Source organism: Rhodopseudomonas sp. P2A-2r (genome assembly GCF_026015985.1).
In the GTDB taxonomy this organism is placed as follows: domain Bacteria; phylum Pseudomonadota; class Alphaproteobacteria; order Rhizobiales; family Xanthobacteraceae; genus Tardiphaga.
The window spans coordinates 4,556,412-4,579,895 of record NZ_CP110389.1 but is presented as its reverse complement, the minus strand read 5'-3'; the positions used below and the strand labels follow the sequence as shown (position 1 = coordinate 4,579,895).

Sequence of the window (23,484 nt, the reverse complement as noted above, 5' to 3'; positions counted from 1 at the left end):
CGTGAGGATCAATCGCCTCTGGCCGCTTCGGCGATACCGTCAAACTGAGCGACCTTACGCTCGTATTCCCAAAGCTCGATGTCCTCGGTGCCGAGCATCGATTGAGCTATCAGAGTCGCCAGAATGTCATCCCGGCAAATGACGTCCGTTTCTCTGGTCAGGTTCCCGTGTTCGTCGATGGAGCAAACCTTGTAATGCATGTCCGGTCCTTCAGGCGCTTAAAGTCAGCCGCATGCCTCGATCAGCCATGGGACGTCGCGGCGCAGGCGGGCTTCTTCGCCTCCCCTGCATCTCCCTCTTCGTTCACCAGAACGACGGCGGACGGAGCATTTCTTCTAAGACGAGCGGTTTATCCTCATGAGTAGGCTCGGCCATCATGCGATTGCAAGGAAGCACAGCGAGCCTGCGGTCGCGCTGCCACAGCTCGACGTCATGCCTGTTTACGAGCCTCTCCGCGATGGTGATCGCCGTCTCGTCGTCATCGGCGATGATGTCCTTGGACGAGTTGAAGTGCCCGTTATGTCCGACAATGTAGGCGCGATAGTACGGCATGGTCGCTTTCTGCGCAGGCCTAACTCCAAGAGCTCGCGGTCACCCGAGCCTGATTCGGACCGGCGATCCTGAATGGTAGGAGTTCCGCAGAATTCCCGCAGTACGCTGTCAGACATAGAGATCCGGCCACTTGGGCAATGAGCGAAATTGAACGCGAGGGAACGCGCAAAGCTTGGAGTTATTGAATGCGGATCGCATTGGAGGCGACATTGCTCGATCGCTTGTTTCAAGAGATCATGGAGGGGAAGGCTACCAGGCTGGAGGATGCGGCGCGTGTTGCCGACCTCTGGGTATTGTCGTCCCGCTTGGATCTCTGAGCAAAGTTCCATCATGTATCCACGCATCTGCAACTTGTCGCACCGAGAGACGATCGGCCTCCGCGGTACCGGCTCGGCGCTGGCGCTATCTTATCTCCGTTGGGGGCGGGCCTCCGCGCCGGCTGCGGGCGCGGTCGCCGTCTCAGCGCGCAGCCGGGGCGGCCGTGTGGCGATTGTCAGCCGCATCGAAGGCGGCGATCTACGTTTGGAATCCATCGCCACGCGGTCGCGGCTGGCAGGAGGCGGCCTACCGGCATCGCGCCGTCAGTATCCGGGTGCCGGGGCAGGATGGTCAATCGGCGCAGGCCACGACGAAGGCGAAAAATAAATCTGAACTTGTTAGCTTATAGCCCGTCTTCTGTCTGAGAGGTGACCTACATGATGCCAGATCAACTAGCCCGGCAGGAGGAGATCGCTCGCCGTTTGGAGCAATCCAAGCGGCTGTTGCGGGACACAAATGACGCCACCACCGTAGTTCGTATAGGCAGACTGATTGAAGACCTGGAGTTGGAGCGGGGAAAACCGATTAAGTAGTACGGCTGCTTCAGAAATGACGACGAGAACGCCGATCTTCCAAATGGGTACCTGCGTCCGGAATCTGGCTGACATTTAAAAACCGGCGATATAGATTGCGGTCATGGGCCAAGCCGAAAGACCGACCTGCCCCGGTTGCGGGGCATATCTGATCCTGACGCTGCCTCCCGGCGGCAAGGGGCCTCGCACGTTTCAGTGCTTCGATTGTGACAGGCCTGACCCTCTGAAGACAGAAAAGGTCAAGGGTTGGCTGAACAGCAGTCTACGGCCGCCAGAGTGAGCCGCTTCGGCGACGAACCCCATGTGGCCGCTCCGCGCGGCGGATCAAGGCCTCGCCCTGGCTGCGCAACTCCGCCGACTGGCGCGCCAGCATCACCGTGATGCCGTGGGACTGCGCCAGTTCCTTCTTCAAGGCGCTGCGAGCGCTGCCGGACAACGGGGTGGGGTGATGCTTCGGGGCCGGGGCCACCTAACGCGTCTCGAACGCCGGCCAGCAGCCGTCCTCCTCGTGGCGCCCGGTGCGCTGCTCACAGCCGTTGTCGAGCAGCTTGCGGCCGACGTCCTTCCAGATCGCGTGCGGGCCATACAGACGGATGGCGTCGGCGGTCTGGATCTCGACGGTGCGGTCGCAGCGCCGGCACCACACGCGCAGCAGGTGGCGCGGAATTTCCGACAGCCGGCGCTGCTGGATCGGCACGCCCTGGGCGCGGCCGCGCGGATCCTGCAGCACTGCGTCCCAATAGGCTTCGGGCAGGGGGTCGGCGGGGCCGGGCGTCGGCTCGGGCGTTACCGCCGCCCGCCGCGCCGCGTCGGCGGCGAGTTTGTCCATCTGTTTCGGTGTCGGCATGCGCCAGCTCGCGGGTCTGTCGGTCACGCCGGCGATTAGAACAAAGAGAGAACTAAGAGTCGAGTCTATATCCTCCGCTTTGTTGACAATCCTCTGAGCTCCGCAAGCTAAGCCCCATGCGCTACCGTTATGTGGAGACCGACGAGCCGGCCCAGTCCATCGCGGACTCCTGCACATCAATCGAGACACCATCACCCAGACCGCCAAGCGCTTCGGCTGGCCGTTGCGCCGCGACCGGCCGCGCGAACTGCCTGCGGCATTGCGCGCCGCTGCGCCGGTCGACGGTGCCGGCGGTGCCGCACCGGCCGCCGATGACGCCGCCGTCGAGCTCCCTGACGATGCAGTGCTTGCCGCGCTGCCGCTCATGCAGCGGCTGGAGCAGGCGGTGCTGCGCGAGTTGAGGAAGGTGGAGCGGCGGCGCAGCGCCGATGGCGGTGTGCGCCCCGCCGAGGCTGAGCGCGTGGCCCGCACGCTGTCGACCCTGACCCAGACCCTGGCCAAGGTGCGCGCGCTGCGCGACGGCGGCGCGGAGGGCGACGATCGTGACCACAGCGACGACATGCCCGCCGACATCGACGACTTCCGTCGCGAGCTTGCGCGCCGCATTGACGCGTATGTCGCAGGCAGGACTGACGCGGGAATGGCTGGCGCAGGGGAGCCTTCCGGCGCTGCGCCGCCTGCACCATGACTTTGCGGTGCTGGCGCATCGCCACCAGGAGCATGACGACGCCGGCAACGATGGCCGGCCATGGACCACCTGGCTGAATCTCGGCGGCCGCGGCGCCGGCAAGACGCGCTGCGGCGCCGAATGGGTGCGGGCGCTGGCGCTGGGCATTCCGCCCTTTGCCCGCCGCGCCCATCGCCGCATCGCGCTGGTGGGCGAAAGCTGGCAGGACGCCCGCGAGGTGATGGTGGAGGGCGAGTCCGGCATCCTCACGATCTCGCCGCGCGGCGAGCGGCTGGCGTGGATCGCCAGCCGCAAGCGGCTGGAATGGCCTAACGGCGCCATCGGTCAGGTGTTCTCCGCCGACGAGCCGGACACGCTCCGCGGCCCGCAATTCGAGGCGGCGTGGTGCGACGAGCTGGCGAAATGGCGCTATGCCGAACTGGCGTTCGACACCTTGCAATTCGGCCTGCGGCTGGGGCCGCGCCCGCGCCAGCTGGTCACCACCACGCCGCGGCCATTGCCCGTGATCAAGCGGCTGCTCGCCGATCCGCGCACGCGGGTGACGCGGGCGCCGACCTCGGCCAATGCCGCGCATCTGGCGCCGGCCTTTCTCGATGCCGTGGTCGGCCGCTATGCCGGCACGCGCATGGGCCGGCAGGAGCTCGACGGCGAGCTGATCGAGGACCGGCCGGACGCGCTGTGGTCGCGGGCGCGGATCGAGGCCTGCCGGGTCGTTGCTGCGCCGGAACTGCCGCGCATCGTGGTGGCGATCGATCCGCCGGGCACCTCGAAGCCGGGCGCCGATGCCTGCGGCATTGTCGCGGTCGGCCGCGCCGAGAGCGATATGTATTTCGTGCTGGAAGACGCCTCGGCCACGGGACTCTCGCCCGCCGCCTGGGCGCATCGCGCGGTGGCGCTGTATCGCCGGCTCCATGCCGACACGCTGGTGGCCGAGGTCAACATGGGCGGCGAGATGGTGCGCGGTGCTGCGCGAGGTCGACGGCACCATGCCGCTCAAGGAAGTGCACGCCACGCGCGGCAAATATCTGCGCGCCGAGCCGGTGGCGGCGTTGTACGAGCAGGGCAAGGTCAAGCATGTCGGCGCCTTCCCGCTGCTGGAGGACGAGATGTGCGACTTCGGCATCGGCGGCCTGTCGTCCGGCCGCTCGCCGGACAGACTCGACGCGCTGGTGTGGGCGATCACCGTGATAATGAGCGGGCGGACGTATGGCGGGCCAAGGATCAGGCTATTGTAGGGCGGGTTAGGCGCCCTTGCGCCGTAACCCACCGTTCTTCGATGCGACCAACGGGGATGGTGGGTTACGCGCTGCGCGCTAACCCACCCTACGGGCTTACGCCGTCTTCGCGAACATGGTGAGCACGCCGTCTTCGATGTTGATGGCGACGACCTGGGACGAGCTGAGGCCCTTGTCCTTGAGCGCCGAGGCGGCCTGCGGCAGTGCGTCGAGCGATTTGCGCAGCGCCTGCATCTCTTCCTGCTTGGTGCCGGCGACGAACTTCTCGACCTGCGCGCGCATCTCCGGCTGCAGTTCCTTGACGTCCACCACCTTGATGCTGCGGATCGCGGTGCTGGACTTCGCGGGCGGCGTCTGCGTCTCGGCCGGCGACGGCGCGGCCTGTGCCAGCACGAAAGCGGGGGTGCCGAGGGCCAGGGTGGCGGCGAGGACGGATGTGGTCAGGATGCGCATGATGATTCCTTTGCAATCTGGGACCGGCACGGCTTAGCGACACAATGCGGTGAGGGTCTGAACGCCATGTGTTCATTCGATGAAGCCGGGGACGGCGTGGCCTTGCGCGGCGACGTTATTGCTGCCGGCTCACCACAGCTCCACCGACTCCGAGATGTCGTTCCAGTTGGCGACGTTGTTGACGCGGCCCTTCCATTCGCCGCCGCGGCCGAGCCGGCGCAGCCGCGCCGAATCCAGCATGGCGCCGAGGAAGAACATCGCCACCAGCGGCATCAGCAGCGCGTGCCAGCCGGGCTGCCCGTAATGGCGCAGGGTCGGGCGGTAGCTGACCGCCATCGCCAGCCAGGCCATTGCGGCGGGCCAGCCCCACCAGGCGCCTGATAGCGCGCCGGCGATGGCCAGCAGCGGCGGCACCAGGAAGTTCAGCAGCATGGTCACCGTGACCGCGGCAAGTGCGAGGTAGGAGCCGTGCAGCTCGGTGAAGGCGCTGCGCGCCACCATCTGCCAGATCGGATGCCAGTCGGCGTAAGCGCGCAGCGAGATGGCCCCCTTGCTGGGATCGAGCCGGATCGCGCCGTGCGGCTTCAGCGCCGCCGCCAGCGCGCAATCGTCGATGATGGCGCTGTGGATGGCGTTGAGCTGTCCGATCGCATCCAGCGCGGCGCGGCGCACCAGCATGCAGGGGCCGGCGGCGGCCGCGGTGGCGCGGCGGGGATCGGCGACCCAGCGTGGTGGATAGAGCTGCGCGAAGAAATAGGCGAAGGCGGGCACCAGCCAGCGCTCGGCAGGCGACACCGCGCGCAGCCGGACCATTTCCGAGGCGAGGTCGAGGTGGCCGGCGACCGCGCGCGCCACCAGCGACGCCAGTTCGTCGGCGGGGTGATCGACATCGGCATCGGTGAGGAAGAGGAATTCGGCATGCGGGGCGATGGCCGCAGCGGCGGCGACGCCCTGCTGCTGCGCCCCCACCTTGCCGACCCAGTCCGCCGGCAGCGGCGGCGCCGGGATCACGATCAGCCGATGCGCGGCGCCGACCTCGCGCGCGACGGCTGCGGCAATGGATGCGGTGCCGTCGTCGCTGTGATCGTCGACCATGATCACCGTGAGCTCGCCGGCATAGGTCTGGGTCAGCAGCGAGCGCAGCGACGGGCCGATGCAACCGGCTTCGTTGCGCGCCGGCACGATGGCCACGACGCCCGGCCATTGCGCCGGCGCCGGCACCGCGGCCGGCCAGGCGATGCGCCAGAACCCGCCGCGACCGAACAGGAAGAACAGCCACACCAGCAGCGACAGACACGACAGGATTCCGACCACAAGCATTACGCGCCACCTGGCTGAACCGCGGAAGTGATGCTGTCGCGGAGTGCGCCGGCCCTGCGGTGCGCGCGCCTTGCGGGTCGCGCATCGCAGTTGAACGCGGGGCACGGGCGTGGCGTTGACGTGGGTCAATGTCGCGGCTTTGGCGCACTGCCGCTCCGGCGTGCGATCAGCGCAGCGGCGGGACGGTCATCGCCGGGCGCTAGCGGTCGTCGCGATCGCGGTCGCGGTCACGATTGCGATCCCGTTCGCGCTCGTCGTGCCGCTCGCGGTCGCCGCGCAACAGGATCTCGGCAAAGCGCCGTCTCTGCCGGTCGTCGAGGCTGGCGTAAAGCGGGCGCGCCGCTTCGGCGAGCTTCTTCCAGTCGTTGGCGCGCTCGATCTGCGCGTCGGCGTCGGCATTGATGCGGTCGAGCAGGCTGGGCGGCGCGGCGGTGGTGCCGTCCGTGGCCTTGCCGACGGTGGCATTGTCGCCCGCGGCCTTGCTATCCGTCGTTCGCGGGGCATCGCGCGTTGCCCTGTCGGCGTCGCGCGCGGCCTTCTCGGCGGCCTGCATGGCCATGGCGCGATCGGCGCGGCGCTTCGCGGCCTGGTGGCGGGCGTCCTCGAAGGCGGCCCAGTCCTTCTCTTGGGCGGGCGTCAGGCGCAGGTCGGCCTTCATTCGCGCGGTCTGCGCGTCGGCCTGGTTGATCAGCTGGTTGGCGGTGACCTCGCTGCGGTCCTCGCGGTCACGGTCGCGCGCCTGCGCTGGACTGGCCAGCGTGGAAACGGCGATCAACGCGGTACTGGCCAACAGAAGCATGGTCTTGCGCATGGCGTCCTCCTCTCGAGGATGATGGGGGAGCGTGCCGGTGCGCACGATGCTCGCGCGCCTGCCGGTCCGCGGTCCCGGCAAAGGAAGTCGCCGCCGGCCGAATGGTTCCGAAATCTTCGGGCACGGCTGACGGACTGAACCCGTCTGCTGCCTCCCAACGACCGCGGCGCGCTTCGGCGCGCCGTTCGCGTTTCAGCACCCTTCAATCAACAATCATTGGGACCGTCGCATGGCCCACCATGAGGATGCCTGGCTGCGCCACCGGCAGCAGCGTTTCATGCGGCCCGACGCCGCGCGCTACCTGTGCCCCGACGCCGCGCGATTTCTCAAGCCGGGGACGGATCCGGCGAGCGTCTATCCGGCGCTGGAGCGCAAGTATCCCGGGCAGCCAAGGTTACCCGGGGGAAACACAGGCGGGGGCCGATTCACTTTTGGCAGGAGGGCGGGTGACGGCAGGCCTGCATCTTCTGCGAGCGACCTGTCGTCGTCAGTGACACTGAACGGTGACGGCGAGGCCGCAACGGGTGGCGACGTCGGAGAGATGCTCCCGACCATCGATGTCGTTGCCGACTCCACGCCCTCATCCGGTCCGGATTTCTGGACGGGCTTTTGGTCGGATCTCGACAGCCTGATCGGAAGCATCGGCGACATCCAGGGCGGTCCTGATGATTCACCGCCGAAAATCCCTGCAAAGCGTTCTTCGCGCAGCTCGAAGAGAATAGGTGTTGTGCGCGCCGTGTCGAATTTTCTCGCAAGGACCGCGGGAATTTTGGCAGATGTTTTCCTCGGCATTGTGAGAGGCGTCGACTGGCTGCAGGACTATCAGGATGTCATCCGGAGCAACCAGGACCTGCCCAAGTCACTTCAGGAGCTGATGGACGGTGTCGGCAAACGTCGTCCCGGCTACGATGACCATCACATCATCGAGCAGACTGCCGCCGAATATTGGGGTCTGACGCGCAGCGAAATCGACGATCCGTCCAATCTTGTCCATTCCCCGACTGAAGCATTATCAAATTACGGGCTGGTATATGACGCGGAGTGACGAATTCAAAGGTTTGTCCCCCGAGAATACTTAAGCAACCAAGGCCCGGAAGAGCGACGACGAATTGGGCTCTATGCGCTGGTCAAGTTCGGGGTGTTGAAGCCATGAAGAGAATTAGCCTCGATAAGATGACTACGTCCGAGCTCGTAGCGCGCTTTGCGCAGATCGCAGTGGCGCAGGACGAGGCACTTTTGGGTGGCGAGATTGCCAAATTCAATCGGCTGTTCGGTGTGATGGAGGAAGTTTCGAACGAACTTAAGTCACGTGAAGGCGACCAGCGGCGTGCGCTCATGTCCCTGTATCAATCTCCCAACATGCAGGTTCGCTTGAAAGCAGCGAAACATACCCTGGCGGTTTCCCCGCTGAGGCTCGCATGCAGATTCAGGAGATTGCCGAGTCGCAGTGGTTTCCTCAGGCCGGCGACGCAGGCATGTGTCTCGTGCTGCTTGACGATGGAACCTTCAAGCCGAGCTGAGCGTCACCGTCACATCGCCACGCCCCAGGCCTTCGCGGTCTGCGCGATCCAGTCGCGGTACAAAGTCAGCGGCGTCACGCCGGTGAGGCCGCCGCAGCCGCTGGCATTGTTGGCGGCGGTGGACCATGAGATCACGCCGACGATGGTGGCGCGGCCGTCCTGATCCTCGAACGCCGGTCCGCCGGAATCGCCGGTGCAGGCACCGAGGCCGGGCGCGGTGTTGTTGGTGGCGGGATCGACCAGGCGGATCTGCAGACGGCCGGGATGGCCGGCCGCGACCAGCGACGCGACGCGCACGGTGCCGCCGGTGCGGCCGTCGCCGCGCGTGGCGACGCCGATGCCGGCCACGGTGAAGCTGTCGCCGGCATTGAGCGGCTCGCGCGGCACGCCGAGCGGCGCCGGCACGTGGCCCGGCAACGGCGCGGCCAGCAGCAGCAGCGCCACGTCGGCGCTGGCGCGATGGCTGGCGATGCCCTGCATGTTGAAGCGCGGATGCGCGGTGACGCGCACGGTGTCGACCAGTTCCGGCTGACGCTGCGCGTCGTAGCGCACGATCTTGTAGGTCGCGCCGGGGCGCACGCAATGCGCCGCCGACAGCACCAGCCGCGGCGCGATCAGTGCGCCGGAACAGAAATTGCCGCCGGACCCGACGATGGCGAGCACCGCGCGGCCGATGCCGTCGCGGCTCTCCGCCGCGCCACCGACCATGGCGTGCGCGGGCGATGTGACGATTGCTAACAGCGCGGCGGCGATGACGTGACTGCGATTGAGCTTCATGGCGCGATGTGAGCCCGCGCGCGCCCGCCATGTCAACCAGCCCCGCAACCATGGAGTTCCCCGATGTCCGCCATTTTGCTGGCCGGCCCGGCCGCCGAGCCGTTGTTGCTGCCTGAGGCCAAGGCGTTTTTGCGCATTGTGCATGATGACGACGACGCGCTGATCGCAGCATTGATTGCCGCGGCGCGCGGCCAGATCGAGGCGCTGACACGGCGCGCGCTCCTCTCGCAGACGTGGCGCATCGTGCTCGACCGCTGGCCGAAAGATGGCCGCATCACGCCGCGGATCGGGCCGCTGCGCAGCGTCATCGCGGCGCGGGTGTTCGTGAAGCTTCGGAGCTACCGTGCTCAGGTCGGAGCGCTGTTAGCGTCGGCGGGAATGCGCGTTTATCGTAAATGATTGGTTAGCGGGAACCTCACCTAAGTGAGTTCCTACGACATCTGACCGAATCGACTTAGTGCTTCGCGGCGGCTTTGGCCTCGCGATCTAGCCTGTTTAGTAGATCCGTCAGATCGTCGGCATCTTCCATGCTCATGCATGTCTGCCAGCGGGCCTCGACGATCGCGGGTGAAAATTCCATCAAGAGACATTCCAGCTTGATGGCACCATCCCGCCGCCCGCCATACGAAACATGAGCCGCACTTCGGACGCCGGCCGAGCTGCGCTGAACAGCCATCCCTGCATCTGGGTGCAGCTCAGCGCCCGCAGCTGATCGAGCTGCTGCTTGGTTTCCACGCCTTCCGCGGTAGTGACCATGTTGCGCGCATTGGCAATTGTCACTACGGCCTGAACAATCGACGAGCTCCCCTCTCCGGCAGATCGGCGATGAAGGTTCGGTCGATCTTAATCTTGTCGAATGGGAAGCGCCGCAAATAGCTCAGGCTCGAATATCCGATGCCGAAGTCGTCCAGCGCGATGCGCACCCCGATGGCTCGCAGCCGATGCAGAGTCGCCAGCGCCGCTTCGTCGTCGCGGATCAGCACGGCCTCCGTGATCTCCAGCTCGAGGCGGGCTGCTGACAGGCCGGACACCGCCAATGCATTCATAACGCGCAATGACAAGCTCTGAGACTTGAACTGTACCGGCGACACGTTGACTGCGATTTTGATATGCTTAGGCCATGTGGAGGCTTCCGTACAGGCGGTCAGCAGCACCCACTCGCCTAACTCAGTGATTAGGCCCGTATCCTCGGCTACTGGAATAAAATCGGCTGGAGAAATAACGCCCTTGACCGGATGATTCCAGCGAAGAAGGGCCTCGCATCCACATATTTCATTGCTAAGTATATCAACTACCGGCTGGTAATACAGCTCGAATGCAACGTCACGAATCGCTTCGCGCAAATCGATCTCTAGTTCGCGGTGCGCTCTCGCCTTCGCGTCCATCTGAGGTTCAAAAAAGCGATACATCCGACGTCCCGAAGACTTTGCTTCATACATCGCCAAATCTGCATTCTTTATCAGTTGGTCAATTTCGATCCCATTTGCGGGAGCCATGGCGATGCCAACGCTGGCATCAACCGAGATCTGGTGGACTCCGCAATTAAACGGATCTCTGATCGAGAGGTACATCCTTTTTACGAGATCCTCAACATCGGCGGGATCGGACACAGATCTCTGGATGATCGCAAATTCGTCGCCGCCAAGGCGGGCAACGAAATCAATCTCTCTAGTGCAAGCTTTCAAACGTTGCGCCAGCAATCTCAAAAACTCATCACCTACGGAATGACCTAATGAATCGTTGATCTCCTTAAATTGATCAATATCGATGTAGAGAAGCGCGAACAGACCGCCATGTTCTATCCGTTTGAGCTCCAACTCTAATCGCTCTCGGAAAAGAGCGCGGTTAGGAAGTTCTGTAAGCGAATCGTAGTGCGCAAGATGTTCGATCCGCTGTTCAGAGCGTTTTAGCTCTGTAATGTCCTCGTGTGTCGCGACCCACCCCCAGAAGGTAGAGGTTGGTTGACAATCTGAACTGAGCGACCAGATTTGGTAGTCAAAATTGTGTGGGTTAGCCGTTTCTCACCAACGTTTTTCAGAACAGCATCGCAAAACTCATCTGGATTGCCCTCGAACGAGCCCGTCTCTTTTCGATGTTTCATAACGTCTCGGAAGAGGCGCCCGGGCCGAATTACCTCTAATGAGAGGCCATACATTTCGATATAGCGCCGATTGAAGAGTACGACCATCGAAGAGGAATCATATAGCATCAGACCCTGTGTAATATTGTTGAGAGCTGTTTCGAGCTGTTGCTTGGCCACTTGATGTCGTCGCGCCAATTGCCTCAAAATTAGAAACAGCGTGAGCGCGACAACAAGAGCTGTAAGTATGGTCACGCCGGCCATGAGCTTCGTTTGATCTCGCCATTCAACGAGAGCTGAACTGTCGGTCATCAGCACAGTGCCCAACGCTATCGCCGCTATGAGCAGAAAGCCGCTAAGAACCAGCGATAGTATCGGACCCGTCCACGACGGCACGCTAGCTATAAAGCTAGCTTCAATTGGCCGTGGTTTGAATCCTCGCGAGCGCCGCATACCAGTTTCCCTCACAAACCATAAGGTGCTTTGATTGAGAGCCGATTAGCGTAAATGATTACCTAAAAATTAAGGATGGAGTGGGCCCCTCAGAGTAGACGGGATCAGACCTCTGGATTGACCGTCTGCCGGGTGTGTTGATTCTCGAACTGTACAGGGCTGATATAACTGAGGGCCGAGTGGAGCCTTCGGGTATTGTAGGCCACGTCGAAGAATTGGGAAAGAGTTTCGACGACGTCAGCGAACCTCTAGAACGCCATTGGGTAGCGCTATCGCGCGCCGGGACCAGGCATCAAGAATGATGGCGACATAGATGAAGCCACCGACGATGGTGAATGAACGGATAACAGCTTCATCGAATCCTTCAACGGCAAGTTCAGAAGCGAATGCCTGAACACGCACTGGTTCCTGAGCCTTGACGACGCACGGCAGAAAATGGAGGATTGGCGTAGAGACTACAACGAAGTCCGGCCACATAGCGCGATCGGTAACAAGGCGCCGATATCGCTGTTGAATGGCTCATCGGCGCCCCCGCCGGCATGAGCCTAACCCCGGAAAACTCCAGCTCCGGCTGGCCTAGTTTTGGGGGAGCACTTCATGTGCTCGGCGACAGGATCGCGGACTGGTCGGATCTGGGGGAGCGGCCGTTCTGGCGCAAGATGGAAAAGAATAGCTATTGCTGGCCGATTGACGCCGACGGCAACCGCAGGCCTTTCGCCGCCATTCCCCATCACGTCGGCGAGCTCAGCGACAACGTCTGGCGCTCGCTGGCTCGGCGGGTGCGTGGCGGCGCATTTGCGGACTAGGATACGCCGTTCCAGGAATTCATCTGGGGCGATTATTTCCGTACGTTCATGAGCCGCCGGCTGATCGAGCTGCAGTTCGATCGCGCAGTCGATCTGGCGAAAACGCTCGCGCGTCTGGCAGAAGCCGAGGACCTTCCAGGCTTCTTTCACATGGAGCCGCGCTCAAAGTGAATCCGTAGGCAGTCGCGACAGGCTATTGCTATCGCGCGGCATCGCCAAACCACTTTGCCTGAATGCGCTGATATTCACCGGTTTCCTTCAGATTCAGCAGCGCCTGGTCGATGGCGCGGCGCCGCGAAGAGGCCGGCAGGAAAGCAATGCCATAGTGCTGCGACTGGAATACCGGACCGGAAAGGCGAACGCGCCCTTTTCTCGTTCCGGCAGCAAAATAGGCCAACACCGGTTCATCGTAAACAATCGCATCCGCCTTGCCCGTCTCCACAGCATCTAGGGCAACATCCACATCGGAATATTCGGTCGCCGCTATACGTTGGGATTTCAACCACGTGGCTGCCGTGCTGCCGCTGACGGTCGCAATCCACCGGCCGCCAAGATCGTTCGGCCCTGTGGTGCTGTGTTCGATTTGCGTGATTGTCATTCGTGTGGTCACGGTCGCGGTGAAATAGGACGCGAACAACACTGCGAACAAGAGATAGGGCATCGCCACGATACGGCCAACGAGCCTGCTCGGCATGTCCTGAGCCTGACCGCTGAGCGCACTGATCGACCACCACAGAGCCTCTCCAAACTGACCGACCGTCGTCTTGGCCTGCAGCAGGCCTGTCGCTGCTTTGCGCTCGGATAACCAGAGGAACGGCACGGGTATGAGCACCAGCACCAAAATCACAGCGATGAGCTCGAGAAAGGCCTCGGACCCAATAAAGGAGAGGAGATTGTCGAGCGCCCGGGCCGCCAGCATCGGCTGCGACGCAACGGCGACACGGAGGCCGCTGTTGAACATAGGTTGTGAAAAATCGAACGTCTTCTCACGTTCCGCCGTAATCGAGATCGCGGCGATGCCGAGGTCCGCCTTTCCCGACGCGACATCGGACAAAATCCCCTGCACACTGTCGGTGACGACGAACTCGGTCGTCGCCCCTATGTCCCTCGCGATCGCATTCCAGAGATCGGCGCTGAATCCCGTGAGATTGCCGCGCTCATCCCGCATGATAAAAGGCCGGACGACGCGCGTGGAAACTTTGACCGGGGATTGCGCCACCGGCGTCTGAGCTTCCGCGGAGGGCACCGGAACGGCGAATACCGCAAGCAATAGCATGAACGTCAGCCGACTGAAGATCATGGATGCATTCCCGAGATTCAACTAACGCAGACAAAACAATGACACGAGGTCCGCAGTGCTCAATATCCCTCGCGCAAGCGTCGCTTTATCTTGCGCCACCGACGCGTCACGCAAGATGCCCACCCATTTTCAAATCATATTATTGAGAAAGCAGGTGCAAACGAACCCAACGCGCTCTGTCATCATTTCCGGAACATTCCCCCTGGAGCCCCTTCAAGGATTTCCTGTATTATTGAAGAGATAGCACCATTGCGTTTAAGTAAAACAATCGCATGATTTATGGACGAAACTGTTTCAGCTGAAAGCGTCGGAGAGACTGCAAATGCCTGCAGCTCCGGACGAATTCGCCTAATTGGAATCGAAACAACGGCCCATCTCGCATTCGCCCTGGCGGCCAGATATTTGAGCTGATTTTCATCCGCAAGGACAGCATCAATGTTTTCCTTTGCTAGAAACTCCAGCGCCGAATCGATATCGTTTAATTTTATGGCGGCTGCTTTTTTATCGCTAGAATTTGAATTTAGCTCCTCTAATAACGCCTCACTCACAGTTCCGGAAAGCACACCAACCCGAAGACCGACGAGGTCCTCAAGACGGTTCAGATTCCCTCCAACCGTACTTGTCGCTTCACTCACGGCACTAACCGCCAAGTATCCAACGAGTAGCGACGTGAAAACCGTTCGGCCTATAAAAGCTACGCTTACAACAAAAATCCCACCGACGCTCTCAACGACCTTATCACTTCCAACCCCAGTGAATAGATTCAAAAAAAGCTTTGCAAAACTCCGAACTCTCCCGATTCGCTGGGTGCTCGGTACTGATACGTACCTCTCTATTATCCATACCCAAAAACACATCAGCATAACTAGGCTAATAAACGTTCCAAGAAGCAAAGCTAATGCGGGGGATGCAAGGCTTTTTATAAACGCGCGACCGTAGCGCAAACGGCTTATTTCCACCATAACCGCTTGGCCATCCTCTTGATAAGGAATTGTAAATTGAAACTGCCTGAAGCGATCGGGTGAAATACTTAAGCAGCCAACCGCAACATCAAGATCGTCACTGCGGGTCGCTTCCAGCATCGTATTTACCGACGACCACTCAGATACCGTGTAGGGAAGCTTTTCATGATCAGCTATTAGGCGCCATAGATCTATGGCAATGCCACGCCATTCGGAATGACTTAGATAAGTACAAGGAGCCGCCCCGCCTACAACTCCTACTCGCAGAGTATGCTCCGCTGCTACAAGATGGCAAATTGAGATAAAAAGAATAAATACAACCATCAATAATAACTGAATCCAACGAAACAGCGGCGAGCCGCATGCAAGGTGAGCACTATTTTTCGTCCCCCTTAAATTGCTTAGATGGTCGTTTAGACAAACAGGTCCTTGCAAAACAGGGCGACCCAATAGCAGTTCAACCCAGTTGCTCACGACGATAGAGATTCGAAACACGACGACTTGTCGCGGGTCGAATCCCTTTCCGGGCAATAGTCCGTTCAAATCCATTGGCCGTTCTATTCTGTTAGGTAGGCAAAGAAGCCCAGCATGCAGCGAGCACAACTACTCGCATTGATCTGGAGCAAGGCCGCGCCTTCATTCGCGAAGAACTGCTCGATGGGGTTCAGGTCCGGAGAGTATTTCGGTAGGAAGAACAGGCGAGCGCCGGCTGCGCGGATGGCATGGCGCACGGCGCGGCTCTTGTGCGAGCCGAAATTGTCCATGATGACGATGTCGCCCGGCCGCAGCGTGGGGACAAGAACGCTCTCGACGTAGACGCGGAATCTGTCGCCATTGATGGGCCCGTCGAGCAGCTACGGGACGGTGACGCGATCGTGGCGCAACGCCGCGAGGAAGGTCATGGTCTGCCAGTGGCCATGCGGCACGTGGGCTTTGATCCGCTGCCCGCGCGGCGCCCATCCCCGCAGCGGCGCCATGTCGGTTTTGGTCCAGGTCTCATCGATGAAGACCAGCCGGGCCGGATCGATGTGGCTGCGGTATTTGCGCCATTGTGCGCGACGGCGGACAACGTCGGGACGGCCTTCCGTTGGCTCATGTCGCTGACTGCGACATGAGCCGTTGGTTTAATCGTACCGCTGATAGATCGTTACCGATGCCTAAGAGATAGCCGTTCGCTTATTCGATAATCGGGCGAACAGCGCCGCTACCCCTTACGGCATGGAAAATCGGTCAAAAAACACAAAGTAAAACACTGCTTTTCGCTGCTTTAGAAGCTGGCACGTCTCCTGCATGACCGTTTTGACCGATTGTCCGGTTGGGAAACAGGAGATGGCTATGCCTACACAGTTTGACCGTCGCTACTTTCTGAAGGGAGCTGCCGGCGCTGCGGTTGCCACTGGCTATGCACAGATCGATCCGGGCTTCTTCATCTCAAGGGCTCATGCCCAAGCCGGCAAGACCATGAGCTTTCTGTCGGCCGAAAACATCACGGGCAATTGGGATCCGACCGCGCACACGACGCTGTCGCAGAAGAACATCGAAGGCTTCGTGATGGGCTTTCTCACCCGCACGCCAATGAAGCTCGATAATCCCGGCGAGGTGATCTACGAGCTCGCGACCGACATCAAGCTGCTCGATCCCAATCGCCTGCAGATCAAGCTGCGTCAGGGCGTGACTTTCCATGACGGCAAGCCGTTCAAGGCGGAAGACGTTAAGGCCACATTCGAATATGGCTCGCGCGCGGATCGCCCGGCGCAGTGGTATCCCGGCCCCACAGAAACGTTGAAGATCGAGACGCCGGACGACTACACAGTGATCGTCGATACGTCGAAGGGCGGCTATCCCGCGCATCTCTTCATGTTCCTGGCGGCGTTCCTGCCGATCATGTCGGCAAAGGACATCGCGGCCGGCTCCGGCGGCGTGCTGTCCCAGCGGCTTAACGGCACCGGACCGTTCCGATTCGTCGAACAGCGCGGCAACGACACCGTAATGAAGGCATATGACGGCTATTTCAAAGGCAAGCCTGCCATTGCCGGCATCAACTTCACTTTCACTGGCGATTCCACCACACGGATGCTCTCGCTGATGAACGGCCAGGCCTCGATCGTCGAGCGCCTCGAGCCCGAGCAGATCGATGCGGCCAAGGGCAATGCCAATATCCGCATCAATCGCGTGGTGTCGGTCGAGAACAAGTATCTGTGGTTCCGCTGCTCGAAGCCGCCGTTCAACGATCCGCGCATCCGCCTCGCTGCCTGTCACGCCATCAACCGCGACCTCATTCTCGAAGTGCTGGGATCGGCCGGCCATGCATCGTCGAACTTCGTGTCGCCCGTGAAGTTCGGCTACGTCGATCTCGAAAACTATCCGAAATTTGATCCGAAGAAATCCCAGGCGTTGCTTGCGGAGGCAGGCTTCCCGAACGGCAAGGGGTTGCCGGTGCTCGAATATATCACATCGGTCGGTTTCTATCCGAAGACCAAGGAATATGGCGAGGTAATCACCGCGATGCTCAACGAGCAGGGCTTCAATGTCAGCCTCACGGTGCTCGAGCCCGCCGCCTGGAACGAACGGCTCTATCATCGTCCGGGCGGCGGTCCCGGCCATATGGTGGATTGCGGCTGGTCGACTGGCTCGCCCGAGCCCGATCTGGTCCTGCGCACCCACTTCCATTCGTCGTCGCACCGCATCTGCGGCATCGAGGATCCTGCCATCGATGCAAGCCTCGACAAGGAACGCAGCGCGACGACTCTCGAAGAGCGCAAGAAGATCCTGCAAACCGAGACGATGCCCTTGCTCGCCTCGAAAATGCCGGCGCTCTCGCTGTTCACGTCGGTGATGATCCACGCGATGCAGAAAGACTTCGAAGGCCTGTACATTTATCCGGATGGATCGATGGACGCATCCAAGCCCGCTGCCTAATCGAGCGCGATCTCCGCGCGCCGCAATGATGCGGTGCGTGGAGACGCTTGTTCTCCACGGAGCTTCGGAATGTTCGTTCTGAATTTTCTCATACGGCGCCTTGCTCAGGGAGTCGTCATCATCTTGCTCGTCTCGCTGCTGATCTTCACATTGCTGAGGGTCGTGCCGGGCGATCCCGTACGGCTGATGGCGGGAGGCATGGCGCCCGAAGCGCTGATCGAGAAGATCGCAACCGATATGGGTTTGCGCGATCCGATTCTGGTGCAGTTCGGCCGCTACATGTATGGCGTCGTCCGCGGCGATCTCGGCCAGTCCTTCGTGCGGCCCGCGAACGGAGCCTCGACCGGTGGAGCGAGCTTCAACGACACGACGCGTGGCGAGCGGGCTTCTGTTCTCGGTCTCATTATGGAAGTTCTGCCCATGACACTGCAGCTCGCTGCGGTGACTCTGGTGATCGCGCTGGTGTTTTCGGGGATCGTGGGGATCGCCGGCGGCCTCGCCATCGGGCGATGGCCGGACAAGCTCGCATTCTACGTGTCGTCCGTCTTCGTTTCACTGCCGAATTTCTGGCTGGGCATCGTTCTGGCGCTGCTGTTCTCCGTCAAGCTCGGTTGGTTGCCGGCGATCGGCTATCGCGGCTTCGCCTATACGATCCTGCCGGCCATCGTGCTTGCTGTGGAATTGTCCCCGGTGCTGATCAGAACGCTGGTGAGTTCGGTGTCGGCGCAAATGACCGAGCCCTATGTGGCGGTCGGTTATGTGCGCGGCCTCAGCCGCAGCCGCATCATCGCCAACCATGTGCTGCGCAACGCGTCGGTGCCGCTGCTCAACCTGCTGGGAATCCAGTTCTCCAGCCTGCTCGGCGGCGTCATCATCGTCGAATACATTTTCGACTATCCCGGTCTCGGCCTGCTGACGATCAACGCGGTGCTGCAACGTGATTTCCCGCTGATCCAGGGCATCGCGATCGTGACCAGCGCCATCTTCGTGCTCATCAATATCATTGTCGATCTCGTTGCCACCGCCATGGATCCGAGGCTGGAATACTGATGTCCATCGTCCCCGCCACCGCAGCGCCCATTGTGCCCGTTACATCACAACGCTCCATTGCTCGCCGAATTTTCGGCAGGGCAGCGTCGATGCCCGGCTTTCGCGTGGGCCTGGGAATATTTCTCGTCCTCGCGCTGGCCGCGGCATTCTACCCCGAGCTAAGCGGCATCGACCCCACCAAGATAAATATCAAGGCACGGCTGCTGCCGCCGCTGTTCATCGGCAACAACTGGAGCTGGGCCTATCCGCTCGGAACGGACCAAATCGGCCGCGACATGCTGGTTCGTTCGCTGGTGGGCTTGCGCTATTCGTTCCTGATCGGCGTCGCGTCGGTCACCGTGATGCTGATCATAGGCTGTGCGCTCGGCACTATCGCGGGATATTTCGGCAACCGGACCGACGCCGTCATCATGCGGCTGACCGATGCTCAACTCTCTATTCCCATGATCATACTCGCCATCGCGGTTCTGGGCGTGTCACGGCCGACCATCCCGGCGATCATTCTGGTGCTCGGCGTCTCCAACTGGCCGGTCTATGCACGCATCATGCGCAGCATCGTCATGACCGAGCGGCAACGCGAATATGTTCGCGCCGCCAAGATCGGCGGATCAACGGATCTCCGCATCATCCTGACGCTGCTGCTGCCGCTTCTCTTGCCGCCGGTGCTGTTCACGTCGGTTCTCGACGTGGCCCGCATGATGATCTTCGAATCGACGCTTGGCTTTCTCGGCCTTGGCGTCCAGCCTCCGACGCCGACATTCGGCAACATCATCGCCGACGGCCGCAAATATCTGCTCAATGCCTGGTGGATCGCCACCATGCCGGGCCTTTTTCTCGGCCTGACGCTCACCAGCATCAATCTGATGGGCGCTTCCCTCGAACGCGCACGCAGCACCATTCATGGAGGTTCGGAGTGATGACAGAGCCGCTTCTCGAACTTAGGAATGTGACGGTCACCGCCGGCCGCAGCACCTCGAAGATCATTCTCGACGATGTATCACTGAGCCTCGCGCCACGCGAAATTGTCGGCGTGGTCGGCGCCAGCGGGTCCGGCAAGACCGTGCTCTCGAAGGCCGTCGTCAACTGGCTGGAGCCGCCGCTGGCGAAGCAATCCGGCGAGGTGCTGTTCGAAGGACGTGACCTCTACGCCATGCGCGGTTCCGACATGCGGCTGCTGCGCCAGCGAATTTCTTACGTGGGTGCGAACCCGCAGGGCGCGCTGGATCCGACGCTGTCGGTGGGTGCACAGATCGTGGAGAAGATGCGTGCCGTCGTCCCCAACGTTTCACGCCGGGAGGCGCAGGATCGGGTCGTCGAACTGCTCGACGCTGTCCGCATCCCCTCGGCACGCAGCCGCTTTCATGACTATCCGTCGCATTTTTCGGGCGGGATGATGCAGCGTGCGCTGATCGTAGACGCGCTGGTGACAAACCCGGCTTTGCTGGTCGCGGACAACGTCACGCAGCCGCTCGACGTCACCGTGGCCGCGCAGGTGATCAGGCTGATGAAGGAGCTGACGACTAATTTCGACACCGCCGTCCTGTTTGTGTCTTCCTCCTTGCCGGTCGCACGGGAAGCATGTTCTCGGATCCTGGTTATGGATAAGGGCCGGATCGTCGAGGAGCAGTCCACCGAGGATCTGATCGCAAAACCGATCTATTCATATACGCGCGATCTCGTCAGCCAGACGCCGAAAATCTGGATCGACGCGCCCGTGCCCGCGCCGCCCGACGATCGCCGGGATGTCGTGCTCAGCCTGCGTGATGCGTCGCAAAGTTATAAGGTGCGCAAGAAGACCGGTTTCGGCGGGGTTGATCTGGTACGCGCCGTGCGCAATGTCACATTCGACATCCGGCGCGGCGACAGCTTTGCCATCGTGGGCGAGTCCGGTTGCGGAAAATCCACGCTGATGCGGCTGCTGTGCCGGCTCGAACTGCCGAGTTCCGGCCAGATTCTGTGCAGCGAGGCCGATATCGCAAATCTGAAAGGCAAGCAGCTACTGGCATTCCGCGGGAAACTGCAGATGGTCCTGCAAGACCCGTTCGGATCGCTGCCGCCTCGCACCTCGGTCGGCAAGATACTGGAGGATCCGCTGCGAACGCACGGATGGCGTGACAAGGCAAAGATTCGAGCGCGTGTACTGAAGGTGATGGGAGAGGTCGGACTGCCGGTCGATCTCTATGAGGAGCTTCCGCTGGGACTGAGCGCCGGGCAGCGGCAGCGCATCAATGTTGCACGCGCGCTGGTTCTGGAGCCCGAGATCCTGATCATGGACGAAACCCTGTCGTCGCTCGACCAGGCCGAGCAGTTCAAGCTCTTGGATCTGTTCCAGAAGCTGCAGAAAGAATACGATCTCACCTACATCTACATCTCGCACGACCTCGCGATGGTGCGGAAGGCGTGCAACCGCGTCGCCGTGATGTATCTCGGCGAAGTGTTCGAACTGGCCGATAACGAACGCCTGTTCTTCGATCCGGGGCATCCCTATACGAGGGCGCTTCTCAGCGCGATGCCGACGCTCGAACAGCGGCGCTATCGGCCTGAGGATTGCTTGATGGAAGGCGAGCCGCCGAGCCCGCTCAACATTCCCGAAGGGTGCAGTTTCAGGTCGCGATGTCCGCAAGCGATGGACAAATGCAGCCAGTTGCAACCAAGCCTGACTGTGCGGGAACGGCAGGATTTTGCCGCGTGCCATCTTGTGGTGCCGCCGGCCGCAACGGGTCGTTTCAGCGAGACGGCCACCGGCAGTTCCCGAGGATGATCATGCATAAAAATATGCGCCAAGAGCCTGCAAAAGCCGTTGAAGTCGAGGAACGTTCATGAGTTTCACGGAGCATCGCCTGGAATTGATCCGCGATATGCTGCGTCATACGCAACGGGTTCACGTCAAGGATCTCGTCGATCAGCTCGGCGTCAGCCATGAGTCGATCAGGCGGGATCTCAGGGAGCTCGAGACGCAGGGGTTTGCGCGCCGGGTTTACGGTGGCGCCGTCATCGATCGGCAGGAAAGCGACCAGCCGTTTGCGGAACGTCTGCGCGTCGGCGCCAAGGAAAAGGCGCGCATCGGCGAAGCCGCCGCGGCGCTGGTCGACCACGGCATGAAGGTCTTCATCGACGAGGGAACGACGGCGCTTGCCTGCTTGCGCTATATCGAGGGACGCAAGGATCTCACCATCGTGAGCAATTCACTGGCTGTCGCATCCCACTTCTACCGGGAGCCGGCGCCCAGTGTGCGCGTGCTCGGTGGCCGGCTGCGGCCTGAGTATCAGGCGACCTTCGGGCCGGAAACGGTTGCCGCGATGAAGGACCACTTCTTCGATCTCGCGATCATCGCCATTAGTGCTGTGCATGCCGAGCGCGGCTTCATGGACTATGGCGAGGACGAGGCGATCATACGCAGGATCGCACGAACACAGGCCAAGCGCGCCATCATTGTTGCCGACAGCTCGAAATTCGGGCGCATCGGTTCGATCCACACATTCGGCTTGCCTGATGTGCACGCCGTGGTCACCGGGGCGCCGCTGACCAAGGACTTCGCCAGCCAATTCCTGAAATCCAAAGTGGACATCATCTATGCCTGATACCCTCTCTGATCGCGCAACGATCGACGAAGCCCGTCTGCAGGCGATGATGGACGAACTGTCGGTCTTCGGCGGTGGACCCGACGGCGCCATGACGCGGCTGACATTGTCGAAAGAAGATGGCAAGGCGCGAGATTGGCTTGCGGGCTGGTTTGCCGCTCACGGCTTCACCCAGGATGTCGACGCGATCGGCAACCAGTTCGGCAGCATGGCGCTGGCTGGCGCCAACGCCCCGGTGGTCATGGTGGGGTCGCATATCGACAGCCAGCCCAATGGCGGTAGGTTCGACGGCGCACTCGGCGTAGTATCGGCCTGCGAGGCCGTTCTTGCTGTGTCACAGCGTCTCAAGGCCGAGAACAAGCCCTCGTTCTGCAATTTTCAGGTGGTGAACTGGACCAATGAAGAGGGCGCGCGATTCCAGCCGAGCCTGCTTGGCAGCAGCGTGTTCGCCGGGGCGGCCGAACTCGACTGGGCGCTCGACCGCGTCGATGGCGAGGGGATCTCGGTGCGGCAGTCGCTCGCGCAGATCGGATATGCGGGCACGAGCAAGGTTGCCGTGCCCAGCGCGTTGATCGAACTTCACATCGAGGGCGACAAGGCGTTATTCCAGTCCGGAGAGAAGTTCGGCGTCTTTACGCGGTTCTGGGGCGCCACAAAATATCGCCTCGCATTTCTCGGCCGGCAGGCTCACACGGGCGCGACGCCGATGGCGGAACGCAAGGACGCCGTGCTCGCCGCCGCCTATCTCATCTCCGACCTCAAGCAGATTTCGCGCGAGCACGGTCTTGATGTGCACACGTCCGTTGGGCGGCTCGAAGTATTCCCAAATTCACCGAACACCGTGCCTTCGGAGGCCGTTCTGTTCATCGAGCTGCGCTCTGGTTCGCCCGAGATTCTTGCCGAGGCCGAAGCCAAGATGCTGGTCCGGATCGAGGTGGCGGCAGCGAATGCCAGCGTCGCCTACGAAGTCCGCGCGATTGATCGTCGCAACGCCGGCCGTTTCGATCCGGGACTGATCGCGCTGGCCGAGCGAGCCGCCGCGACATACGGAGAGACTGCCCGCTCGCTGGATACGATCGGCGGTCACGATGCGGTCGCGCTGTCGGCGGTCTGCCCGTCCATCGTGATGGCCGTGCGCTCGCGCGATGGCGTTATTCATCATCCCACCGAATTCACCAGCGCCGCGGATCAAGCCTTCGGTACGCAGGTCCTGGCGGACATGCTCTACGAGGTAGCCTGCAAGGGTCTGCAAAGCTTCGGCAACACGGACGGGGCATAA

General features: G+C 61.5%; 23 protein-coding genes and 6 pseudogenes. 15 read left to right on the top strand and 14 right to left on the bottom strand.

The annotated features are described in order from the left end of the window. Window positions 1–8: 8 nt before the first annotated feature. The gene (locus tag ONR75_RS22190) at window positions 9–200 is read right to left on the bottom strand and encodes a hypothetical protein (protein WP_265079141.1); all 192 of its coding nucleotides are present in this window, start codon (window positions 198–200) and stop codon (window positions 9–11) included. A gap of 103 nt (window positions 201–303) precedes the next feature. Then, window positions 304–552: a hypothetical protein gene (locus tag ONR75_RS22185; protein WP_265079140.1), complete on the bottom strand. Its 249-nt coding sequence runs from the start codon at window positions 550–552 to the stop codon at window positions 304–306. Window positions 553–737: 185 nt separating this feature from the next. Between ONR75_RS22185 and ONR75_RS22180 the strand changes: the two genes are divergently transcribed. After that, window positions 738–869: a hypothetical protein gene (locus ONR75_RS22180; protein ID WP_265079139.1), complete on the top strand. Its 132-nt coding sequence runs from the start codon at window positions 738–740 to the stop codon at window positions 867–869. 796 nt (window positions 870–1,665) lie between these two features. On the opposite strand, the gene ONR75_RS22175 is transcribed toward ONR75_RS22180, so the two are convergent. Both ONR75_RS22175 and ONR75_RS22170 read right to left on the bottom strand, forming a co-directional pair. After that, a complete protein-coding gene (locus ONR75_RS22175; RefSeq protein WP_265083924.1) occupies window positions 1,666–1,872 on the bottom strand; it encodes a hypothetical protein in 207 nt (68 codons plus the stop codon). After that, entirely contained in the window at window positions 1,873–2,250 is a 378-nt protein-coding gene (locus tag ONR75_RS22170) for a hypothetical protein (protein WP_265079138.1), read from the bottom strand. Window positions 2,251–2,473: 223 nt separating this feature from the next. On the opposite strand from ONR75_RS22170, the gene ONR75_RS22165 reads away from it, so the two are divergent. Both ONR75_RS22165 and ONR75_RS22160 read left to right on the top strand, forming a co-directional pair. Next, entirely contained in the window at window positions 2,474–2,938 is a 465-nt protein-coding gene (locus tag ONR75_RS22165; RefSeq protein WP_265079137.1) for a hypothetical protein, read from the top strand. Further along, window positions 2,865–4,173: pseudogene (locus tag ONR75_RS22160) on the top strand (DNA-packaging protein). The gene ONR75_RS22165 and the pseudogene ONR75_RS22160 overlap by 74 nt, the downstream one beginning before the upstream one ends. A 96-nt stretch (window positions 4,174–4,269) precedes the next feature. On the opposite strand, the gene ONR75_RS22155 reads toward ONR75_RS22160, so the two are convergent. The 3 genes from ONR75_RS22155 to ONR75_RS22145 all read right to left on the bottom strand — a co-directional run bounded on the left by ONR75_RS22155 (window position 4,270) and on the right by ONR75_RS22145 (window position 6,757). Next, window positions 4,270–4,626: a hypothetical protein gene (locus tag ONR75_RS22155; protein ID WP_265079136.1), complete on the bottom strand. Its 357-nt coding sequence runs from the start codon at window positions 4,624–4,626 to the stop codon at window positions 4,270–4,272. Window positions 4,627–4,755: 129 nt separating this feature from the next. Next, window positions 4,756–5,946, bottom strand: a complete 1,191-nt coding sequence (locus tag ONR75_RS22150; protein WP_265079135.1) for a glycosyltransferase — start codon at window positions 5,944–5,946, stop codon at window positions 4,756–4,758. Window positions 5,947–6,145: 199 nt separating this feature from the next. After that, window positions 6,146–6,757: a Spy/CpxP family protein refolding chaperone gene (locus ONR75_RS22145; protein ID WP_265079134.1), complete on the bottom strand. Its 612-nt coding sequence runs from the start codon at window positions 6,755–6,757 to the stop codon at window positions 6,146–6,148. Window positions 6,758–6,986: 229 nt separating this feature from the next. On the opposite strand from ONR75_RS22145, the gene ONR75_RS22140 reads away from it, so the two are divergent. Beyond that, complete coding sequence (locus tag ONR75_RS22140; RefSeq protein ID WP_265079133.1) at window positions 6,987–7,802, top strand: hypothetical protein; 816 nt, start codon at window positions 6,987–6,989, stop codon at window positions 7,800–7,802. A gap of 104 nt (window positions 7,803–7,906) precedes the next feature. Beyond that, window positions 7,907–8,277, top strand: a pseudogene (locus ONR75_RS32915) (DUF2019 domain-containing protein). Window positions 8,278–8,286: 9 nt separating this feature from the next. Here the strand turns inward: ONR75_RS32915 and ONR75_RS22130 are convergent. Continuing rightward, window positions 8,287–9,054 carry a S1 family peptidase gene (locus tag ONR75_RS22130; protein ID WP_265079132.1) on the bottom strand — a complete coding sequence of 256 codons (768 nt, stop codon included), beginning with the start codon at window positions 9,052–9,054 and terminating at the stop codon, window positions 8,287–8,289. A 63-nt stretch (window positions 9,055–9,117) separates the two neighbouring features. Here ONR75_RS22130 and ONR75_RS22125 point away from each other — a divergent pair. Further along, window positions 9,118–9,378, top strand: a pseudogene (locus tag ONR75_RS22125) (head-tail connector protein); the annotation flags it as partial. Between the two features lie 130 nt (window positions 9,379–9,508). Here the strand turns inward: ONR75_RS22125 and ONR75_RS22120 are convergent. The 3 genes and pseudogenes from ONR75_RS22120 to ONR75_RS32910 form a co-directional block, all read right to left on the bottom strand. Then, on the bottom strand, window positions 9,509–9,730 hold the full coding sequence (locus ONR75_RS22120; protein ID WP_265083923.1) for a hypothetical protein: 222 nt from the start codon (window positions 9,728–9,730) through the stop codon (window positions 9,509–9,511). Next, window positions 9,634–11,227, bottom strand: a pseudogene (locus ONR75_RS22115) (EAL domain-containing protein); the annotation flags it as partial. The pseudogene ONR75_RS22115 and the gene ONR75_RS22120, both read right to left, overlap by 97 nt. Before the next feature lie 464 nt (window positions 11,228–11,691). Further along, a complete protein-coding gene (locus ONR75_RS32910) occupies window positions 11,692–11,793 on the bottom strand; it encodes an IS3 family transposase (RefSeq protein ID WP_413776377.1) in 102 nt (33 codons plus the stop codon). 133 nt (window positions 11,794–11,926) lie between these two features. Between ONR75_RS32910 and ONR75_RS22110 the strand changes: the two are divergent. The 3 genes and pseudogenes from ONR75_RS22110 to ONR75_RS22100 all read left to right on the top strand — a co-directional run. Next, window positions 11,927–12,130, top strand: a pseudogene (locus tag ONR75_RS22110) (integrase core domain-containing protein); the annotation flags it as partial. 56 nt (window positions 12,131–12,186) lie between these two features. Beyond that, a complete protein-coding gene (locus ONR75_RS22105; RefSeq protein WP_265079131.1) occupies window positions 12,187–12,393 on the top strand; it encodes a ParB/Srx family N-terminal domain-containing protein in 207 nt (68 codons plus the stop codon). A gap of 48 nt (window positions 12,394–12,441) precedes the next feature. Beyond that, window positions 12,442–12,564 (top strand): hypothetical protein, encoded by a 123-nt coding sequence (locus ONR75_RS22100; protein ID WP_265079130.1) that lies wholly within the window; start codon window positions 12,442–12,444, stop codon window positions 12,562–12,564. A 28-nt stretch (window positions 12,565–12,592) separates the two neighbouring features. Here the strand turns inward: ONR75_RS22100 and ONR75_RS22095 are convergent, their stop codons facing one another. The 3 genes and pseudogenes from ONR75_RS22095 to ONR75_RS22085 all read right to left on the bottom strand — a co-directional run. Further along, the gene (locus ONR75_RS22095) at window positions 12,593–13,693 is read right to left on the bottom strand and encodes a transporter substrate-binding domain-containing protein (RefSeq protein ID WP_265079129.1); all 1,101 of its coding nucleotides are present in this window, start codon (window positions 13,691–13,693) and stop codon (window positions 12,593–12,595) included. Between the two features lie 182 nt (window positions 13,694–13,875). Continuing rightward, on the bottom strand, window positions 13,876–15,204 hold the full coding sequence (locus ONR75_RS22090) for a substrate-binding periplasmic protein (protein WP_265079128.1): 1,329 nt from the start codon (window positions 15,202–15,204) through the stop codon (window positions 13,876–13,878). 92 nt (window positions 15,205–15,296) lie between these two features. Beyond that, window positions 15,297–15,740 (bottom strand): annotated as a pseudogene (locus tag ONR75_RS22085) (IS630 family transposase); the annotation flags it as partial. Between the two features lie 250 nt (window positions 15,741–15,990). Here ONR75_RS22085 and ONR75_RS22080 point away from each other — a divergent pair. The 6 genes from ONR75_RS22080 to ONR75_RS22055 all read left to right on the top strand — a co-directional run bounded on the left by ONR75_RS22080 (window position 15,991) and on the right by ONR75_RS22055 (window position 23,484). After that, window positions 15,991–17,574, top strand: coding sequence for an ABC transporter substrate-binding protein (locus ONR75_RS22080; RefSeq protein ID WP_265079127.1), 1,584 nt, complete (start codon window positions 15,991–15,993; stop codon window positions 17,572–17,574). A 69-nt stretch (window positions 17,575–17,643) separates the two neighbouring features. Further along, entirely contained in the window at window positions 17,644–18,624 is a 981-nt protein-coding gene (locus tag ONR75_RS22075) for an ABC transporter permease (RefSeq protein ID WP_265079126.1), read from the top strand. Then, the gene (locus ONR75_RS22070; RefSeq protein ID WP_265079125.1) at window positions 18,624–19,541 is read left to right on the top strand and encodes an ABC transporter permease; all 918 of its coding nucleotides are present in this window, start codon (window positions 18,624–18,626) and stop codon (window positions 19,539–19,541) included. The genes ONR75_RS22075 and ONR75_RS22070 overlap by 1 nt, the downstream gene beginning before the upstream one ends. Continuing rightward, a complete protein-coding gene (locus ONR75_RS22065; RefSeq protein ID WP_265083765.1) occupies window positions 19,541–21,385 on the top strand; it encodes an ABC transporter ATP-binding protein in 1,845 nt (614 codons plus the stop codon). Before ONR75_RS22070 ends, ONR75_RS22065 begins: the two co-directional genes overlap by 1 nt. A 58-nt stretch (window positions 21,386–21,443) precedes the next feature. Further along, window positions 21,444–22,205 carry a DeoR/GlpR family DNA-binding transcription regulator gene (locus ONR75_RS22060; RefSeq protein ID WP_265079124.1) on the top strand — a complete coding sequence of 254 codons (762 nt, stop codon included), beginning with the start codon at window positions 21,444–21,446 and terminating at the stop codon, window positions 22,203–22,205. Further along, window positions 22,198–23,484: a Zn-dependent hydrolase gene (locus ONR75_RS22055; RefSeq protein ID WP_265079123.1), complete on the top strand. Its 1,287-nt coding sequence runs from the start codon at window positions 22,198–22,200 to the stop codon at window positions 23,482–23,484. The genes ONR75_RS22060 and ONR75_RS22055 overlap by 8 nt, the downstream gene beginning before the upstream one ends.

What these genes read in the sequence shown, in the direction of transcription:
- ONR75_RS22130 (WP_265079132.1), bottom strand. Translation starts at nt 9,054, where the DNA reads ATGAAGCTCAATCGCAGTCACGTCATCGCCGCCGCGCTGTTAGCAATC.
- ONR75_RS22095 (WP_265079129.1), bottom strand. Translation starts at nt 13,693, where the DNA reads ATGATCTTCAGTCGGCTGACGTTCATGCTATTGCTTGCGGTATTCGCC.
- ONR75_RS22075 (WP_265079126.1), top strand. Translation starts at nt 17,644, where the DNA reads ATGTTCGTTCTGAATTTTCTCATACGGCGCCTTGCTCAGGGAGTCGTC.
- ONR75_RS22120 (WP_265083923.1), bottom strand. Translation starts at nt 9,730, where the DNA reads ATGGCTGTTCAGCGCAGCTCGGCCGGCGTCCGAAGTGCGGCTCATGTT.
- ONR75_RS22080 (WP_265079127.1), top strand. Translation starts at nt 15,991, where the DNA reads ATGCCTACACAGTTTGACCGTCGCTACTTTCTGAAGGGAGCTGCCGGC.
- ONR75_RS22180 (WP_265079139.1), top strand. Translation starts at nt 738, where the DNA reads ATGCGGATCGCATTGGAGGCGACATTGCTCGATCGCTTGTTTCAAGAG.
- ONR75_RS22140 (WP_265079133.1), top strand. Translation starts at nt 6,987, where the DNA reads ATGGCCCACCATGAGGATGCCTGGCTGCGCCACCGGCAGCAGCGTTTC.
- ONR75_RS22190 (WP_265079141.1), bottom strand. Translation starts at nt 200, where the DNA reads ATGCATTACAAGGTTTGCTCCATCGACGAACACGGGAACCTGACCAGA.
- ONR75_RS22170 (WP_265079138.1), bottom strand. Translation starts at nt 2,250, where the DNA reads ATGCCGACACCGAAACAGATGGACAAACTCGCCGCCGACGCGGCGCGG.
- ONR75_RS22185 (WP_265079140.1), bottom strand. Translation starts at nt 552, where the DNA reads ATGCCGTACTATCGCGCCTACATTGTCGGACATAACGGGCACTTCAAC.
- ONR75_RS22060 (WP_265079124.1), top strand. Translation starts at nt 21,444, where the DNA reads ATGAGTTTCACGGAGCATCGCCTGGAATTGATCCGCGATATGCTGCGT.
- ONR75_RS22100 (WP_265079130.1), top strand. Translation starts at nt 12,442, where the DNA reads ATGAGCCGCCGGCTGATCGAGCTGCAGTTCGATCGCGCAGTCGATCTG.
- ONR75_RS22070 (WP_265079125.1), top strand. Translation starts at nt 18,624, where the DNA reads ATGTCCATCGTCCCCGCCACCGCAGCGCCCATTGTGCCCGTTACATCA.
- ONR75_RS22055 (WP_265079123.1), top strand. Translation starts at nt 22,198, where the DNA reads ATGCCTGATACCCTCTCTGATCGCGCAACGATCGACGAAGCCCGTCTG.
- ONR75_RS22065 (WP_265083765.1), top strand. Translation starts at nt 19,541, where the DNA reads ATGACAGAGCCGCTTCTCGAACTTAGGAATGTGACGGTCACCGCCGGC.
- ONR75_RS22150 (WP_265079135.1), bottom strand. Translation starts at nt 5,946, where the DNA reads ATGCTTGTGGTCGGAATCCTGTCGTGTCTGTCGCTGCTGGTGTGGCTG.
- ONR75_RS22090 (WP_265079128.1), bottom strand. Translation starts at nt 15,204, where the DNA reads ATGGATTTGAACGGACTATTGCCCGGAAAGGGATTCGACCCGCGACAA.
- ONR75_RS22145 (WP_265079134.1), bottom strand. Translation starts at nt 6,757, where the DNA reads ATGCGCAAGACCATGCTTCTGTTGGCCAGTACCGCGTTGATCGCCGTT.
- ONR75_RS22155 (WP_265079136.1), bottom strand. Translation starts at nt 4,626, where the DNA reads ATGCGCATCCTGACCACATCCGTCCTCGCCGCCACCCTGGCCCTCGGC.